The organism is Pseudoduganella sp. UC29_71, from assembly GCF_042693265.1.
GTDB lineage: Bacteria > Pseudomonadota > Gammaproteobacteria > Burkholderiales > Burkholderiaceae_D > Rugamonas.
The window spans coordinates 5,733,855-5,746,217 of sequence record NZ_CP170549.1 but is presented as its reverse complement, the minus strand read 5'-3'; the positions used below and the strand labels follow the sequence as shown (position 1 = coordinate 5,746,217).

Sequence of the window (12,363 nt, the reverse complement as noted above, 5' to 3'; positions counted from 1 at the left end):
ACCCCCTTCAGGAGAAAGCATGGCGCAGCTCAACGTCAACGGATCGGTACGTGAATTCGAGGCGGAGGACGATACGCCGCTGCTCTGGGTGCTGCGCGAGCAGCTGGGCATGACGGGCACCAAGTACGGCTGCGGCGTCGCGCAATGCGGCGCCTGCACCGTGCATATCGATGGTGAAGCCACCCGCAGCTGCGTGATGCCGGTGTCCGCGCTGAACGCCAAACAAAAGATCGTCACCATCGAAGGCCTGTCCAAGGATGGTTCGCACCCGGTGCAGAAAGCCTGGGCCGCGCTGGACGTGCCGCAATGCGGCTTCTGCCAGTCCGGCATGATCATGGCCGCCGCCGCGCTGCTCAAGCACAAACCGAAAGCCACCGACGCCGACATCGACGCGGCCATGACCAACATCTGCCGCTGCGGCACCTACAACCGCGTGCGCGCCGCCATCAAGGTGGTCGCCAGGGGCGCCGATCCGAAATCGGCCGGCCTCGCCATCACGCATGTGGGTGACCACGCCGGGAGCAAAGCATGAGCCGCGCCGCCGAACGCGGCGCCGGCCGCGCCACGGTTTCCCGCCGCAGCTTCCTGAAGGGTTCCGCGCTGGCGCTGGGCGGCCTGATGGTGCCCTTCGCCATCCCCTTCGACGCCGCCGCGCAGGAAGCCGGCATCCCTCCCGAGGTGAACGCCTGGGTGGTGGTCAAGCCGGACGACACCATCGTGATCCGCATCGCCCGCTCCGAGATGGGACAGGGCACGCTGACCGGCCTGGCGCAGCTGGTGGCCGAAGAGCTGGACGCAGACTGGAGCAAGGTCACCACCGAATACCCGACCCCCGGCCAGAACCTGGCGCGCAAGCGCGTGTGGGGCAGCTTCTCCACCGGCGGCAGCCGTGGCGTGCGCGAGTCGCATGAATACGTGCGCAAGGGCGGCGCCACCGCGCGCATGATGCTGGTGCAGGCTGCGGCCGATGCGTGGCAGGTGCCGGCCGCCGAATGCACGGCCGCCAACAGCGTCATCACGCACGCGGCCAGCGGCCGCAAGGTCAGCTACGGCAAGGTGGCCGAGGCGGCCGGCAAGCTGGCGGCACCGGCCGACGTCAGGCTGAAGGACGCCAGGGACTGGAAACTGGCCGGCAAGCGCCTGGCGCGCCTGGACACGGTGGACAAGACCACCGGCGCGCAAATCTACGGCATGGACCTGAAGCTGCCGGGCATGCTGAACGCCGCCATCAAGGATTGCCCCGTCTTCGGCGGCAAGGTGAAAAGCTTCGACGCTGCCGCCATCGAAAAGCGTCCCGGCGTGAAGAAGGTGGTGCAGGTGGGCGACAGCGCCGTGGCCGTGGTGGCCGACACCTGGTGGCGCGCGCGCACCGCGCTCGACGCGCTGCCCATCGTCTGGGACGAAGGCCCGAACGCCAAGCTCTCCAGCGCCGACATCGCCGCCATGCTGAAGGAAGGCCTGGACGCACCGGACGCCGTGGTCGGCAACAGCAACGGCGACGCGCGCGCAGCCATCGGCTCGGCCAAGCGCAAGGTGGAGGCGGTGTACTCCTATCCCTTCCAGAACCACGCCACCATGGAGGTGATGAACGCCACCGTGAAGTGGACGTCCGAGCGCTGCGAAGTGTGGACGCCCACGCAGAACGGCGAAGCCGCGCTGGCCGCCGCGTCCGAGGCGTCCGGCCTGCCAGCCTCCAAGTGCGACGTGTACAAGCTGCACCTGGGCGGCGGTTTCGGCCGCCGTGGCGCGGTGCACGATTGGGTGCGCCAGGCGGTGGCGATCGCGAAAGAGCTGCCCGGCATCCCGGTGAAGCTGCTGTGGACCCGCGAGGAAGACATGCAGCATGGCCGCTACCATCCCATCACCCAGTGTAAGCTGACGGCTGGCCTGGACGAGAAGGGCAACATCACCGGCCTGCACATGCGCATTTCCGGCCAGTCCATCCTGGTGTCGGTCGGCATGGCCATCAAGGACGGCAAGGACCCGGCCGTGTTCCAGGGCCTGAACGCGCCGGGGCCGGAAGCGTCCATCGGCTACAGCTTCCCGAACCTGCTGATCGACCACGCCATGCGCAACCCGCCGGTGCCTGCCGGCTTCTGGCGCGGCGTGAACCTGAACCAGAACACCATCTACCTCGAATGCTTCCTGGACGAAGTGGCGCACGCCACCAAGCAGGACCCGCTGGCGCTGCGCCGCAAGCTGATGGCCAACCACCCCAAGCACCTGGCGGTGCTGAACGCGGTGGCCGAGAAGGCAGGCTGGGGCAAGCCCGCGCCCAAGGGCGTGTTCCGGGGGCTGGCGCAAACCATGGGCTTCGGCAGCTACGTGGCCGCATGTGCCGAGGTATCGGTCAATAAAAACGGCAAGCTGAAGATCCACCGCATCGTCGCCGCAACGGATCCGGGCCATGCCGTGAATCCGCAGCAGATCGAAGCGCAGGTCGAAGGGTCGTTCGTGTACGGCCTGTCCGCCGCGCTGTACGGCGAATGCACGCTGAAGGACGGCCGCGTGGAGCAGACCAACTTCGACACCTATGTGCCGCTGAAGATGGACGAAATGCCGAAGGTGGAAACCATCGTCATGCCGTCCGGCGGTTTCTGGGGCGGGGTGGGCGAGCCGACCATCGCGGTGGCCGCGCCGGCGGTGCTGAACGCCATCTTCGCCGCCACCGGCAAGCGCGTGCGGGACCTGCCGCTGAAGAACCACAACCTGAAGAAGACCTGACCCGGAAGGCCTCCACCCCATGGCCGCCACGCCGCCCGCCACCGCAATCCGCGCCGCCGCGCTGTCGCTTGCGTGGCTGGCTGCGCTGGCCTGCGAAGTGGGCGTCGCCCGGGCTGCCGACTTCTCCGCTCCCCTGCCTGGCGCCGTCGCCGGCGACCCAGCGCGCGGCCGCGCCATCGTCGCCAACCGCCAGGTGGGCCTGTGCCTGCTGTGCCACACGGGTCCCATCCCTGAAGCACGCTTCCAGGGCAACCTCGCGCCCCCGCTGGACGGCGCGGGTGACCGCTCCACCGCCACGCAGCTGCGCCAGCGCATGGTGGACGCCGGCAGCATCAACCCGGCCACCATCATGCCCTCCTACTACAAGACCGAAGGCCTGACCCGCGTGAGCCCCGCCCACCAAGGAAAAACCATCCTCACCGCCCAACAGATTGAAGACGTGATCGCCTACCTGCAAACCCTGCGCGCGGAGCCCGCGCGATGAGCACCAACGCCAACCTCCCGCGTTCCGCGCGCCGTACCCTGCTGCGGGCCGGCGCCGCCTTGCCGCTGCTGGCGCTGGTGCGCCCTGCCTCCGCCACGCCCGAAGAACTGCGCGCCGCCATCGCCGCCTACACCGGCGGCGCCGTGCCTAAAACCGGCAAAGTCACCTTCAACATCGCCAAGCTGATCGACAACGGCAACGCCGTCCCCGTCACCATCACCGTGGACAGCCCCATGACCGCAGCGGACCACGTCACCGGCATCGCCATCTTCAACGAGCGCAACCCGGAAACCGACATCGCCCGCTTCACCCTGGGCGTTCGCAGCGGCAAAGCCGAAGTGTCCACCCGCATCCGCCTCGCCACCTCGCAAAAGCTGGTGGCGGTGGCGCGCATGAAGGACGGCAGCTACTGGCAACAGACGGCGGACGTCATCGTCGCGCTGGCCGCCTGCATAGAAGGGGAGGCCATGTAATGGCACGCGCCCTGATCCACATGCCCGCCACCGCGCGCAAAGGCGAAGTCATCGAAATCCGCGCCCTGATTGGCCACCCGATGGAAAGCGGTTACCGCCCCGACGCCGGCGGCAAGCTGGTCCCGCGCGACATCCTCACCAGCTTCACCTGCCGCTACAACGGCGAAACCGTGTTCAGCGCCGAACTGCACCCCGCCATCTCCGCCAACCCCTACATCGCCTTCTTCACCGTCGCCACCGAAAGCGGCACGCTCGAATTCAGCTGGCAGGGCGACCACGGTTTCGCGCAGACCGAGAAGATGCCCATCACGGTGAGCGCAGCATGAAACGGGCCGCCGCCGCCGCTGTGGCGATAGCCGCCGCCGCTGCCGCCATCGCAGCCGCTGCCGCCTCCCCGCCGGACACCCGCAAATCCGGCGCCGAATTCATGGGCGCCTCCACCCAGGCCATGCAGCGCGACGACACCCAAAACCCGGCCATGCTCTGGATCAGCGGCGGCGAAACGCTGTGGAACGCCAAGGCCGGCAAGTCCGACCGCTCCTGCGCCAGCTGCCACGGCGACGCCAAGCAAAGCATGCGCGGCGTCGCCGCCCGTTTCCCCGCCTTCGACAAGGCCCGCAAGCGCGTCATCACCCTGAGCCAGCGCATCGACATGTGCCGCCAGGGCGCCCAGCAAGCCTCCCCCCTCAAGCCCGAAAGCGACGACCTGCTCAGCCTCGAAAGCTACGTCGCCATGCAATCGCGCGGCATGCCCGTGAACCCGCCGCAGGATGCCGGCACCAGCGCCGCGGCCACCAAGGGCCGCCAGCTCTACCGCCAGCGCATCGGCCAGCTCAACCTGTCCTGCGCCCAGTGCCACGACGACAACTGGGGCCGCAAGCTGGCCGGCGCCACCATCCCGCAAGGCCACGCCAACGCCTATCCCATCTACCGCCTTGAATGGCAAGCCATGGGCTCCCTGCAGCGCCGCCTGCGCAACTGCATGAGCGGCGTGCGCGCCGAAGTGCCGGCCTACGGCGCGCAGGACCTGGTCGACCTTGAAGCCTATCTTTCCCTCCGCGCCAGAGGCATGGCGCTGGAAACCCCGGGCGTACGCCCATGACAAGGAGCTGCCATGCAACTGATACGACACCGCCTCACCGCCGCTGCGTTCCCGGTCTTCCTTGCTTGCTTCCTCTCCGCCCCGGGCTTCGCTCACGCCGCCGAGACCATCGCCCCCGGCGCCCGCCTCGCCGCCACCTGCACCGGCTGCCACGGCACCAACGGCGCCACCGCCGGCAACAGCCTGCCCGCGCTGGCCGGCCAGTCCAGGGAAGCGCTGCTCGCCTCCCTTAAAGCCTTCAAGGCCGGCGCCCGTCCCGCCACCGTCATGACCCAGCTCGCCAAAGGCTATACCGACGAACAGCTGGCCCAACTGGCGGCCTTCTTCGCCGCCCAGCCCGTCCCCCGCGCCGCAGCCGCTGCCATCACCTCCAACGCCACCACCCAAGGAGCCCGACCATGAAACGCCGCCTGTTCCTGCAAGCCTCCGGCGCCAGTCTGGCCCTCGCCAGCACCGGCTGCGCCACCATCGGTGGCAGCGCCAAACCGCAAGTCGTGGTGGTGGGCGGCGGCTACGGCGGCGCCACCGCAGCCAAATACGTGCGCCTGTGGAGCGACGGCGACATCGACGTCACCCTGATCGAACCCAACGCCAGCTTCATCTCCTGCCCGCTCTCCAACCTCGTGCTGGGCGGATCGAAGCAACTGGCCGACGTCACCATCAGCTACGACGCCCTGGCGCGCCACGGCGTGCGCATCCTGCGCGACAGCGTGCAATCCATCGCCGCCGAAAAGCGCACCGTCACCCTCGCCAGCGGCCAGACCATCGGCTACGACCGTCTGATCGTCTCCCCCGGCATCGAATTCCTGTGGGACCAGCTGCCCGGCATGCAAAAGCCCGGCGCCCAGGACCGCATCCTGCACGCCTGGAAAGCCGGCGCCCAAACCACCGCCCTGCGCGCGCAGCTTGAAGCCATGCCGGACGGCGGCGTCTACGCCATGACCATCCCCGCCGCGCCATACCGCTGCCCGCCCGGCCCCTACGAGCGCGCCTGCCAGATCGCCCACTACTTCAGCCAGCGCAAGCCCCAATCCAAAGTGCTGATACTGGACGGGAACGACGACGTGGTGTCCAAGGGCGCGCTGTTCAAGAAAGTATGGCAGGAGCGCTACGGCAGCATCATCGAATACCGGCGCGGCTTCAAGACCGTGGACATCGACGCCGGCGGCCGCGCCGCCATCTCCGAGCTGGACGACCGCGTGCAGGCCGACGTGCTGAACGTGATCCCGCCCCAGCGCGCCGGCGCCATCGCCGTGCAGAGCGGCCTGGCCAACGCCAGCGGGCGCTGGTGCACCGTGGATTTCGTCACCTTCGAATCCACGCAGGCGAAAAACATCCACGTCCTCGGCGACGCCATCCTGGCCGCGCCGCTGATGCCCAAGTCCGCCCACATGGCCAACCAGCACGCCAAGGTCTGCGCCGCCGCCGTGGTGGACCTGCTGAACGGCCGCGCGCCGGAGCCCAAGCCCATGCTCACCAACACCTGCTACAGCTTCGTCTCCGACAAGGACGTGATCCACGTCGCCTCCGTGCACGCCTACGACGCCGAGAAGAAAACGCTGCTCGTCGTCCCCGGCTCCGGCGGCCTCTCCAGCGCCCCCAACGCGCTCGAAGGCGAATACGCCATGAGCTGGGCCCGCAACATCTGGGCCGACACCCTGGGCTAGCACTCTCCCCGCCCTGCGATCCGTGATCCCGCGATCCGCGGGGCGGATTACCCCCCGCGTAACCCGCCAAGCTTCGGCGCAGCTTAGTTTTCGGAATTTCTTTCGGAATTGTTCAATTCGCGGCAGGGTACAAGACAACGCCTTCAGCGATGATATTCTGCCGCAGGCGCGGGTTGCTCACCCGCTCAAAGTGCACCACATCAAGTCGGAACAGGATAGGCAGGTCATCCAGCGCGTTTCACAGCGCGGAGAAGTCACGTTCCTGCATGGTGGGCGCCATGACGGCAATGTCGATGTCGGAATACGACCAATGACTCCCGACCGCGCGCGAGCCACACACTACGGCCTTGCGTACCATGGGATACCGTGCAAAGACCGCCCTCAACGAATCGACAATCCGCTCGCTGAGTCCAAACTGAAAACGCGTTTCGGCTAAGTGATCCATTTGCGCATCTTTACGGCGGTCGCTTCAAAAAGGAAGACACCGTCTTTCTTCAAGAACTGATAGACCTGGATGGCCTGCGCTTCGTCGTAGGTGTGGCTGGTGAGGTTGCGCATGCGATGCAGTTCGCTCCACCCATTAAGCGCTCCAGCGCGGAAAGGAAGTCGCTAGTACGTTCGGTAGGGCGGCTGCTCATATCATTAGCGAAAAAAACAGTATCGTTTTCATTATAGGCGCGCCGCCAGGATTCCACCGGCATCGCCTCTGCACGTTGCCTCGCATCACAGCCTGTGCAACGCCTGTTCCAGCCAGTAGAAACCGATCCGCTCCTGCTCCAGCCTCAGGCCGGGTTGAATGAGGTTGTCGCGCAGCGCGTCGTACAGCATGCGTTCGTCTTCGTTGAGCCGGAGCAGATCGTGCGCCACCTGGTCGGGCTCGTGTCCCCACGCGGGCTGGTGCGCCATCAGGGTGGCGCGGTCCATCAGCAGCGATTGCGCGTGCGGGAAGCGGCTGCGCAGTTGGTCCAGGATGGCGTAGCCGTGCGTGTCGATGTCGCCCCAGTAGTGCAACGCGCAGCGCTCCAGCCAGCGCGCCTGCGCCAGCGCGTCCCAGCCATAGCCGGCACCGAAGATCGCCAGGCTGTCCGGCACCGCTGGGAACGCGAGGAAATTGATTTCGTTTTCGGTGACGAACACCCGCCGCGCTGATGGCGCCAGCGCGGCGAAGCTGGCGGCGTCCAGCGTGATGTCGGCCTGCCGCGTACCCGGCAGGATGGCGAGCGCGTCGTCCAGCACGCGGAAACGGATGCGCGCCGGTTTTTCGCGGAAGCCGTAGCGGAGCAGGAACTGGCCGGCGCCGGCTGCCGCCGCATCGATGGCGTCCGCCGGCAGCGCAAGCTCCAGCAGTTCGCCCAGCACGCCCCGGTGCATTTCGATGAACTTGCTGTGCACCCCAACAATGTCGAGCTGGCGCAGATACAGACCGCAGCGCGGGTGCGCCCGCATCCACTCCACCACGTCCAGCAAGCGGGACCAGGCGTCCGCCAGTTCCAGCGCGCGCAACGGCCGGCGCGCCAGCCAAGGCAGCAGGGCAGGCTGGCGTTCCATGGTGACGGCGCACAGCGTGCGGTAGCGTTCCGCCTCGCGGCGCTTGCCGATCCAGGCCAGCGCCGCGTCCAGGTTGTCGACCCATGCGGTCTGCGGCACCGCGTTGGCGCCCAGCACGCGGTGCGCCACCTGCCGCAGTTCGATGCGGCAGTGGGGCATGGCTTGCAGCTCCGCGATCCAGGCGCGCACGCTGTCGAAGCGCTGGGCCAGCTCGTCCGAGGTCGGTCCTTTCAACACCAGCCGGCGCGGGAACGCCGCTTCGCCGCCGGCCAGCAGCTCGCCTTTGTCCCACAGCTTCTGCACCTGCGCGCGCAGGTCGGCCGGCCGGCTCAAGTTCATCGCGCCGGACCTCCCTTGGCTTCCTGCTCCGCCTTCTCCGCCCGGTAGGCTTCGATGCTGAGGTTGCGCAGCCGGGAGTCGCGTCCCTGCTCGTTGTGCACGAAACCGACCGACGCTACGTGCGGCTCGATAATGTGGATCTTCTGCAGCGGCGTGACGATCAGCAGTTGCAGGTTGAGCTGGGCGAACAGCTTCAGGCCGTACTGCGCCGACTCGTCCGAGCCGCGCCCGAAGGCCTCGTCGATCACCACGAAACGGAACGAACGCGAGCGCACCGCGCCCCATTCCAGCCCGAACTGATAAGCCAGGCTGGCCGCCAGGATGGTGTAGGCCAGCTTTTCCTTCTGGCCGCCGGACTTGCCGCCCGAATCGGAGTAGTGTTCGTACTCCGTGTCGTCGTGCCGCCAGCGCTCGCTGGCGCCGAACAGGAACCAGCTGCGCACGTCGGTCACCTTGGCGGTCCAGCGCCGGTCCAGTTCTGTCAGGCCGTCGCGTCCCCGGAAGCGGTCGATGATGGCCTTCACCTGCACGAACTTGGCCTCCGAGTACTGGCTATCCTCGGAGCCCGTCAGCGCGCCCTCGGTGCAGGCCCGCAGTTCGCTCTGGAAGTCGCGGATTTCGGCGTCCGGGCTGGGCTGCGATTCGAGCACGATGTAGCGCCCGGCGTTGTAGTCGATCTGCGTCAGCGAGCCGTTGATATGGGCAATGCGCTCCTTGATGGTCTCGCGCTCGCGCGCCAGCTGCGCGCTGAAGTTGGCGATCTCGTTGATGGTGTTGATGTTCAGCAGTTCCTTGAAGCGCGCCTCGAAACGGGGCAGGTCGTCGCGCCCGAGTTGGCCAAGCAGCTTGCGGTACTCGTGGTCCGCCTCCACGCTGGCGTCGAATTCGCTGGTCTCCAGCTTGAACTCGTCCTTGAAGCCCATCATGGCCTGGATGATGCGGTCGCGCAGGCGCTTCAGCGCCTTGTCCTCGGCGTCGATGCGCTCCTGCAGCCAGCCGCGCGCGTCCTGCTCGCGGTTGTCGCAGGATTCCACGGTGAGCTGGTGCTCGCCCAGCGCGGCCTGGCGGATCGTCTCCAGCTCCGCGCCGGCAGCCGCCAGTTCCGCGGCGCCGGCGGCGTCACGCACGGACTGCGCCTGGCCGCGCAACTCCCCGGCCGCCTGGTGCTTGTTCTCCACCGCGCCGACCTCCTTGGCCTTCGCCTGCAGCGCCGCCTCGGTGCCGGCCAGCTCGGCCTGCAGTTGCCCCAGTTGCGCGTTGAGCTGGCGCAGCGCGTCGGAGGCCGATTCCAACAGGCGGTACTCGTCGCGCAGGCGCTCGATCTCGGCCGCCAGCGCGGCCCAGTCCAGTTCGCGGAAGTCGGCAAACTCCTCCAGCCGCGACAGCGCGTCGATGCGCTGCTGCAGCGCGCGCCGCTGGTCCTGCAGCTTGCCGATCTCGACGGCGGCGGCGCCCAGGCGCAGCTCCAACTGGCGCGCGTTGTCTTCCAGCGCCGCGATCTTGGCCGTGTTGGACCAGCCCAGCACGTACTGGCTGCGGTCGTCGATGCGGCGCCGGTCGTCCTTCTCGTGGCGGCCGCTGGGGTCCTTCAGCTGGCCGGCGCGGGTGATGGCGCGCGCCTCGCGCCGGAACTGTTCCTGCGTGGCGCAGCAGGCCACGTCGTAGCGGTGCGCCAGTTCGCGCTCGAGCCAGTCGAAGAACGGCGAATCGGGCTTGACCGACAGTTTGCGCACCAGTGAATCGCGGTGCAGCTCGGGCAGCGCGCCGGGACGGGCCTGCCGCACATGGAAGTACACCAGCCGCCCGCGCAGCTGGTTGCGGTCCACCCATTCGGCCACCGCCTTGTAGTGCCGGTCCGGCACCAGCAGCGACAGGCCGAAGCCGCGCAGCAGGCGCTCGGCCGCGCCTTCCCACTCGCGCTCGTCCTCGCGCACCTGCAGCAGCTCGCCGGCGAAGGGCATCTCGTCCTGGTCCAGCTCCAGCGCCTGGCACAGCGCGGCGCGGATGCGCACTTGCTGCTCGTCGATGTTGCTGCGGCGCGATTTCAGGCTGGCGATGTCGTCCAGCAGCGCCTTGCGCTGCTCCATGCCCTGGCGGAAGCCGAAGTCGCGCTCCCGTTCCGCGTTCTCCACGTCGGCCGCCTGCGAGCGGGCCTGTTCGGCCAGCTCGGCGAACCGGCGCCGTTGCGCCAGGAAGCCCGGCTCGTCGTCCGCCGGCTGTTCGTCCGCCTGGCTTGCCAGCTGCGCGTAGCGCTGGGCCTTGCCCTGGCGCGCGCCGCGCTCCTGGTCCTTCTGCTGGATCTCCGCCGCCAGCCGTTCCAGCCGGTCGCCGCCGTTGTCGGCCACCGCCCGTTTCAGCTCGTCGGCCTGGATGCGCTGCGCGTCGCGGCGCTCCTGCAGCCGCTTCTGCTGCGCCTCCGCGCGCTCCCATTCGTCGCGCAGGTTGGCCAGGCGCCTGTCCAGCAGGCCCAGTTTCAAGCCCGCGAAATAGGGCCGCAGCAGCTCGCGGCATGCGCGCATCGCGTCCACCTGCCGCGCCAGCGCGCCGTGGCGGTCGCAGTCGGCCACCATCGGCTCTAGCAGCGCCACCTGGCGCTTGGCCTTGAGTACCGCCTCGTGCGCCCGGTTCAGGTCGTCGAAGTGGCCGATCAGCGCCGCCAGGCGCGGCGCCACGTCGAACGGTTCCAGCATGTGGCTGCGCACGAAGTCGGTCAGGTTGCCGACCGATTTCATCGACACCGTCTGGTGGAACAGTTCCAGCGCCTGCTCGTTGTCGATGCCGAAGCGGCGCCGGAACCAGGCGCCGTACTTGGGGAAACTGTCCTCGATCTCGGCGCCGAGGCCGCGCAGCTTCTTGCGCAGCTGCGCGATGTCGGTGCCGAACTGCGAGAAGTCGGTGGCGATCGACAGCGCGCGCTCGGCGCCCACGAAGAAGCGCGCCGGCTGGCCCTGCGCGTCCTTCATCCAGAACACCTGCGCCAGCGTGACGGTCTGGTTGTAGCCGGCGTTGTGGAACACGCCCAGGATCACCGAGTAGCTGTTGTGGCCGCGCAGGTTGACCGGCTTGGAGGCGCCGGTGGCCTCGTTGCGTTCGGACTTGTAGCTGCCCAGCACATAGGAACGCAGCGAGCGCTCTTTGCTGTCGGCGCCCGCCGCCTTGTTGTAGGCAATCCGGTTGGACGGCACCAGCAGCGTGGTCACCGCGTCCACCAGGGTGGACTTGCCGGAGCCGATGTCGCCGGTCAGCAGCGCGTTGCGCCCGTCCAGCTGCATGCGCCACACGCGCTGGTCGAAGGTGCCCCAGTTGAACACTTCCAGCCGCATCAGGCGGAAGCCGGACAAGGTGTCGTCGCTCATGAACTCCAGGTCCATGCTGGCGGCGTCGTTATGCATCGCCGCCCTCCTTGCCGCCGGCCAGTTGCAGGCGGTAGCCGTCCAGGCGCGCGTCGAATTCCGCCAGCCACTGCGCATCGACGAAGGCTTTCAGGATGCGCCGCACCTCGTAGCTGGGCGGGCCGCTGCTGGCTTTGAGTTTGCGCAGGAATCCCATCTCGTCGATCTTGTTGGCGTGGGTTTCGATCTGGTCGATGATGCGGGTCTCGTTGCTGCCGGCCGGCAGGAACACCCGCACCAGCTCGGCCAGCTCGTCGCGCGACAGCACCAGGCGCGTGCCGCCGCCGCTGGCGTCGAACTCGGCCAGTTTCTTGCGCAGCAGCGCGAGCAGCAGGCTGACCGGGAAGGACAGCGGGCGGCGCGCCACCAGGCGCGGCATCTTCGCCGCCGCCTCGTCGCCATCGGCCGCGCTGCGCGCGCGCAGGAAGGCGTAGCCCTCGGCCTCGTCCAGCACCAGTTCCAGGTTCAGCACCGCCATATAGTCGCGCACGCGCGCCTGCAGGTTGAGCAGGGCGCTCCACAGGCGCTCGTCCGCCTCGCGGTACAGCACCCCCTTGAGCAGCGCGATGGCCAGCGCCGAAAGCTCGTCCTGGGGCGCGGCGGGTGCCGCGTTCACGTCGTCTTCCATGTTCAT

13 protein-coding genes are annotated in these 12,363 nt (G+C 68.2%); 8 read left to right on the top strand and 5 right to left on the bottom strand.

All coding sequences use genetic code 11. The features are described from left to right. Positions 1-19: 19 nt before the first annotated feature. From ACFJI2_RS25600 to ACFJI2_RS25565, 8 genes are read left to right on the top strand one after another with little or no spacing between them, the layout of a single operon-like run. Complete coding sequence (locus ACFJI2_RS25600; RefSeq protein WP_132139406.1) at positions 20-532, top strand: (2Fe-2S)-binding protein; 513 nt, start codon at positions 20-22, stop codon at positions 530-532. Next, complete coding sequence (locus ACFJI2_RS25595; protein WP_377702438.1) at positions 529-2,724, top strand: molybdopterin cofactor-binding domain-containing protein; 2,196 nt, start codon at positions 529-531, stop codon at positions 2,722-2,724. Before ACFJI2_RS25600 ends, ACFJI2_RS25595 begins: the two co-directional genes overlap by 4 nt. Positions 2,725-2,743: 19 nt before the next feature. Further along, complete coding sequence (gene soxX / locus ACFJI2_RS25590; RefSeq protein WP_377702437.1) at positions 2,744-3,208, top strand: sulfur oxidation c-type cytochrome SoxX; 465 nt, start codon at positions 2,744-2,746, stop codon at positions 3,206-3,208. Then, complete coding sequence (locus ACFJI2_RS25585; RefSeq protein WP_377702436.1) at positions 3,205-3,681, top strand: SoxY-related AACIE arm protein; 477 nt, start codon at positions 3,205-3,207, stop codon at positions 3,679-3,681. The genes soxX and ACFJI2_RS25585 overlap by 4 nt, the downstream gene beginning before the upstream one ends. After that, positions 3,681-4,007, top strand: coding sequence for a thiosulfate oxidation carrier complex protein SoxZ (gene soxZ, locus ACFJI2_RS25580; RefSeq protein WP_377702435.1), 327 nt, complete (start codon positions 3,681-3,683; stop codon positions 4,005-4,007). The genes ACFJI2_RS25585 and soxZ overlap by 1 nt, the downstream gene beginning before the upstream one ends. Beyond that, the gene (soxA, locus tag ACFJI2_RS25575; RefSeq protein ID WP_377702434.1) at positions 4,004-4,783 is read left to right on the top strand and encodes a sulfur oxidation c-type cytochrome SoxA; all 780 of its coding nucleotides are present in this window, start codon (positions 4,004-4,006) and stop codon (positions 4,781-4,783) included. The genes soxZ and soxA overlap by 4 nt, the downstream gene beginning before the upstream one ends. Before the next feature lie 12 nt (positions 4,784-4,795). Then, positions 4,796-5,185, top strand: coding sequence for a c-type cytochrome (locus tag ACFJI2_RS25570; RefSeq protein ID WP_377702433.1), 390 nt, complete (start codon positions 4,796-4,798; stop codon positions 5,183-5,185). Next, positions 5,182-6,450, top strand: coding sequence for an NAD(P)/FAD-dependent oxidoreductase (locus ACFJI2_RS25565; protein WP_377702432.1), 1,269 nt, complete (start codon positions 5,182-5,184; stop codon positions 6,448-6,450). Before ACFJI2_RS25570 ends, ACFJI2_RS25565 begins: the two co-directional genes overlap by 4 nt. A 238-nt stretch (positions 6,451-6,688) precedes the next feature. Here ACFJI2_RS25565 and ACFJI2_RS25560 read toward each other — a convergent pair whose 3' ends face one another. The 5 genes from ACFJI2_RS25560 to ACFJI2_RS25540 form a co-directional block, all read right to left on the bottom strand. Continuing rightward, positions 6,689-6,895 (bottom strand): nucleotidyltransferase domain-containing protein, encoded by a 207-nt coding sequence (locus ACFJI2_RS25560; protein ID WP_377702431.1) that lies wholly within the window; start codon positions 6,893-6,895, stop codon positions 6,689-6,691. Then, the gene (locus ACFJI2_RS25555; protein ID WP_377702430.1) at positions 6,883-7,008 is read right to left on the bottom strand and encodes a hypothetical protein; all 126 of its coding nucleotides are present in this window, start codon (positions 7,006-7,008) and stop codon (positions 6,883-6,885) included. Before ACFJI2_RS25555 ends, ACFJI2_RS25560 begins: the two co-directional genes overlap by 13 nt. A gap of 165 nt (positions 7,009-7,173) precedes the next feature. Beyond that, positions 7,174-8,337, bottom strand: a complete 1,164-nt coding sequence (locus tag ACFJI2_RS25550; RefSeq protein ID WP_377702429.1) for a DUF3322 domain-containing protein — start codon at positions 8,335-8,337, stop codon at positions 7,174-7,176. Further along, a complete protein-coding gene (locus ACFJI2_RS25545) occupies positions 8,334-11,729 on the bottom strand; it encodes an ATP-binding protein (protein ID WP_377702428.1) in 3,396 nt (1,131 codons plus the stop codon). Before ACFJI2_RS25545 ends, ACFJI2_RS25550 begins: the two co-directional genes overlap by 4 nt. After that, positions 11,722-12,357 carry a DUF4194 domain-containing protein gene (locus ACFJI2_RS25540; RefSeq protein WP_377705908.1) on the bottom strand — a complete coding sequence of 212 codons (636 nt, stop codon included), beginning with the start codon at positions 12,355-12,357 and terminating at the stop codon, positions 11,722-11,724. Before ACFJI2_RS25540 ends, ACFJI2_RS25545 begins: the two co-directional genes overlap by 8 nt. Positions 12,358-12,363 lie beyond the last annotated feature (6 nt).

Bases quoted from the DNA above. Each gene is read 5' to 3' on its own strand.
- ACFJI2_RS25555 (WP_377702430.1), bottom strand. From the start codon at position 7,008: ATGCGCAACCTCACCAGCCACACCTACGACGAAGCGCAGGCCATCCAG.
- soxZ (WP_377702435.1), top strand. From the start codon at position 3,681: ATGGCACGCGCCCTGATCCACATGCCCGCCACCGCGCGCAAAGGCGAA.
- ACFJI2_RS25585 (WP_377702436.1), top strand. From the start codon at position 3,205: ATGAGCACCAACGCCAACCTCCCGCGTTCCGCGCGCCGTACCCTGCTG.
- ACFJI2_RS25550 (WP_377702429.1), bottom strand. From the start codon at position 8,337: ATGAACTTGAGCCGGCCGGCCGACCTGCGCGCGCAGGTGCAGAAGCTG.
- ACFJI2_RS25545 (WP_377702428.1), bottom strand. From the start codon at position 11,729: ATGCATAACGACGCCGCCAGCATGGACCTGGAGTTCATGAGCGACGAC.
- ACFJI2_RS25595 (WP_377702438.1), top strand. From the start codon at position 529: ATGAGCCGCGCCGCCGAACGCGGCGCCGGCCGCGCCACGGTTTCCCGC.
- ACFJI2_RS25540 (WP_377705908.1), bottom strand. From the start codon at position 12,357: ATGGAAGACGACGTGAACGCGGCACCCGCCGCGCCCCAGGACGAGCTT.
- ACFJI2_RS25570 (WP_377702433.1), top strand. From the start codon at position 4,796: ATGCAACTGATACGACACCGCCTCACCGCCGCTGCGTTCCCGGTCTTC.
- soxX (WP_377702437.1), top strand. From the start codon at position 2,744: ATGGCCGCCACGCCGCCCGCCACCGCAATCCGCGCCGCCGCGCTGTCG.
- ACFJI2_RS25560 (WP_377702431.1), bottom strand. From the start codon at position 6,895: ATGGATCACTTAGCCGAAACGCGTTTTCAGTTTGGACTCAGCGAGCGG.
- ACFJI2_RS25600 (WP_132139406.1), top strand. From the start codon at position 20: ATGGCGCAGCTCAACGTCAACGGATCGGTACGTGAATTCGAGGCGGAG.
- ACFJI2_RS25565 (WP_377702432.1), top strand. From the start codon at position 5,182: ATGAAACGCCGCCTGTTCCTGCAAGCCTCCGGCGCCAGTCTGGCCCTC.
- soxA (WP_377702434.1), top strand. From the start codon at position 4,004: ATGAAACGGGCCGCCGCCGCCGCTGTGGCGATAGCCGCCGCCGCTGCC.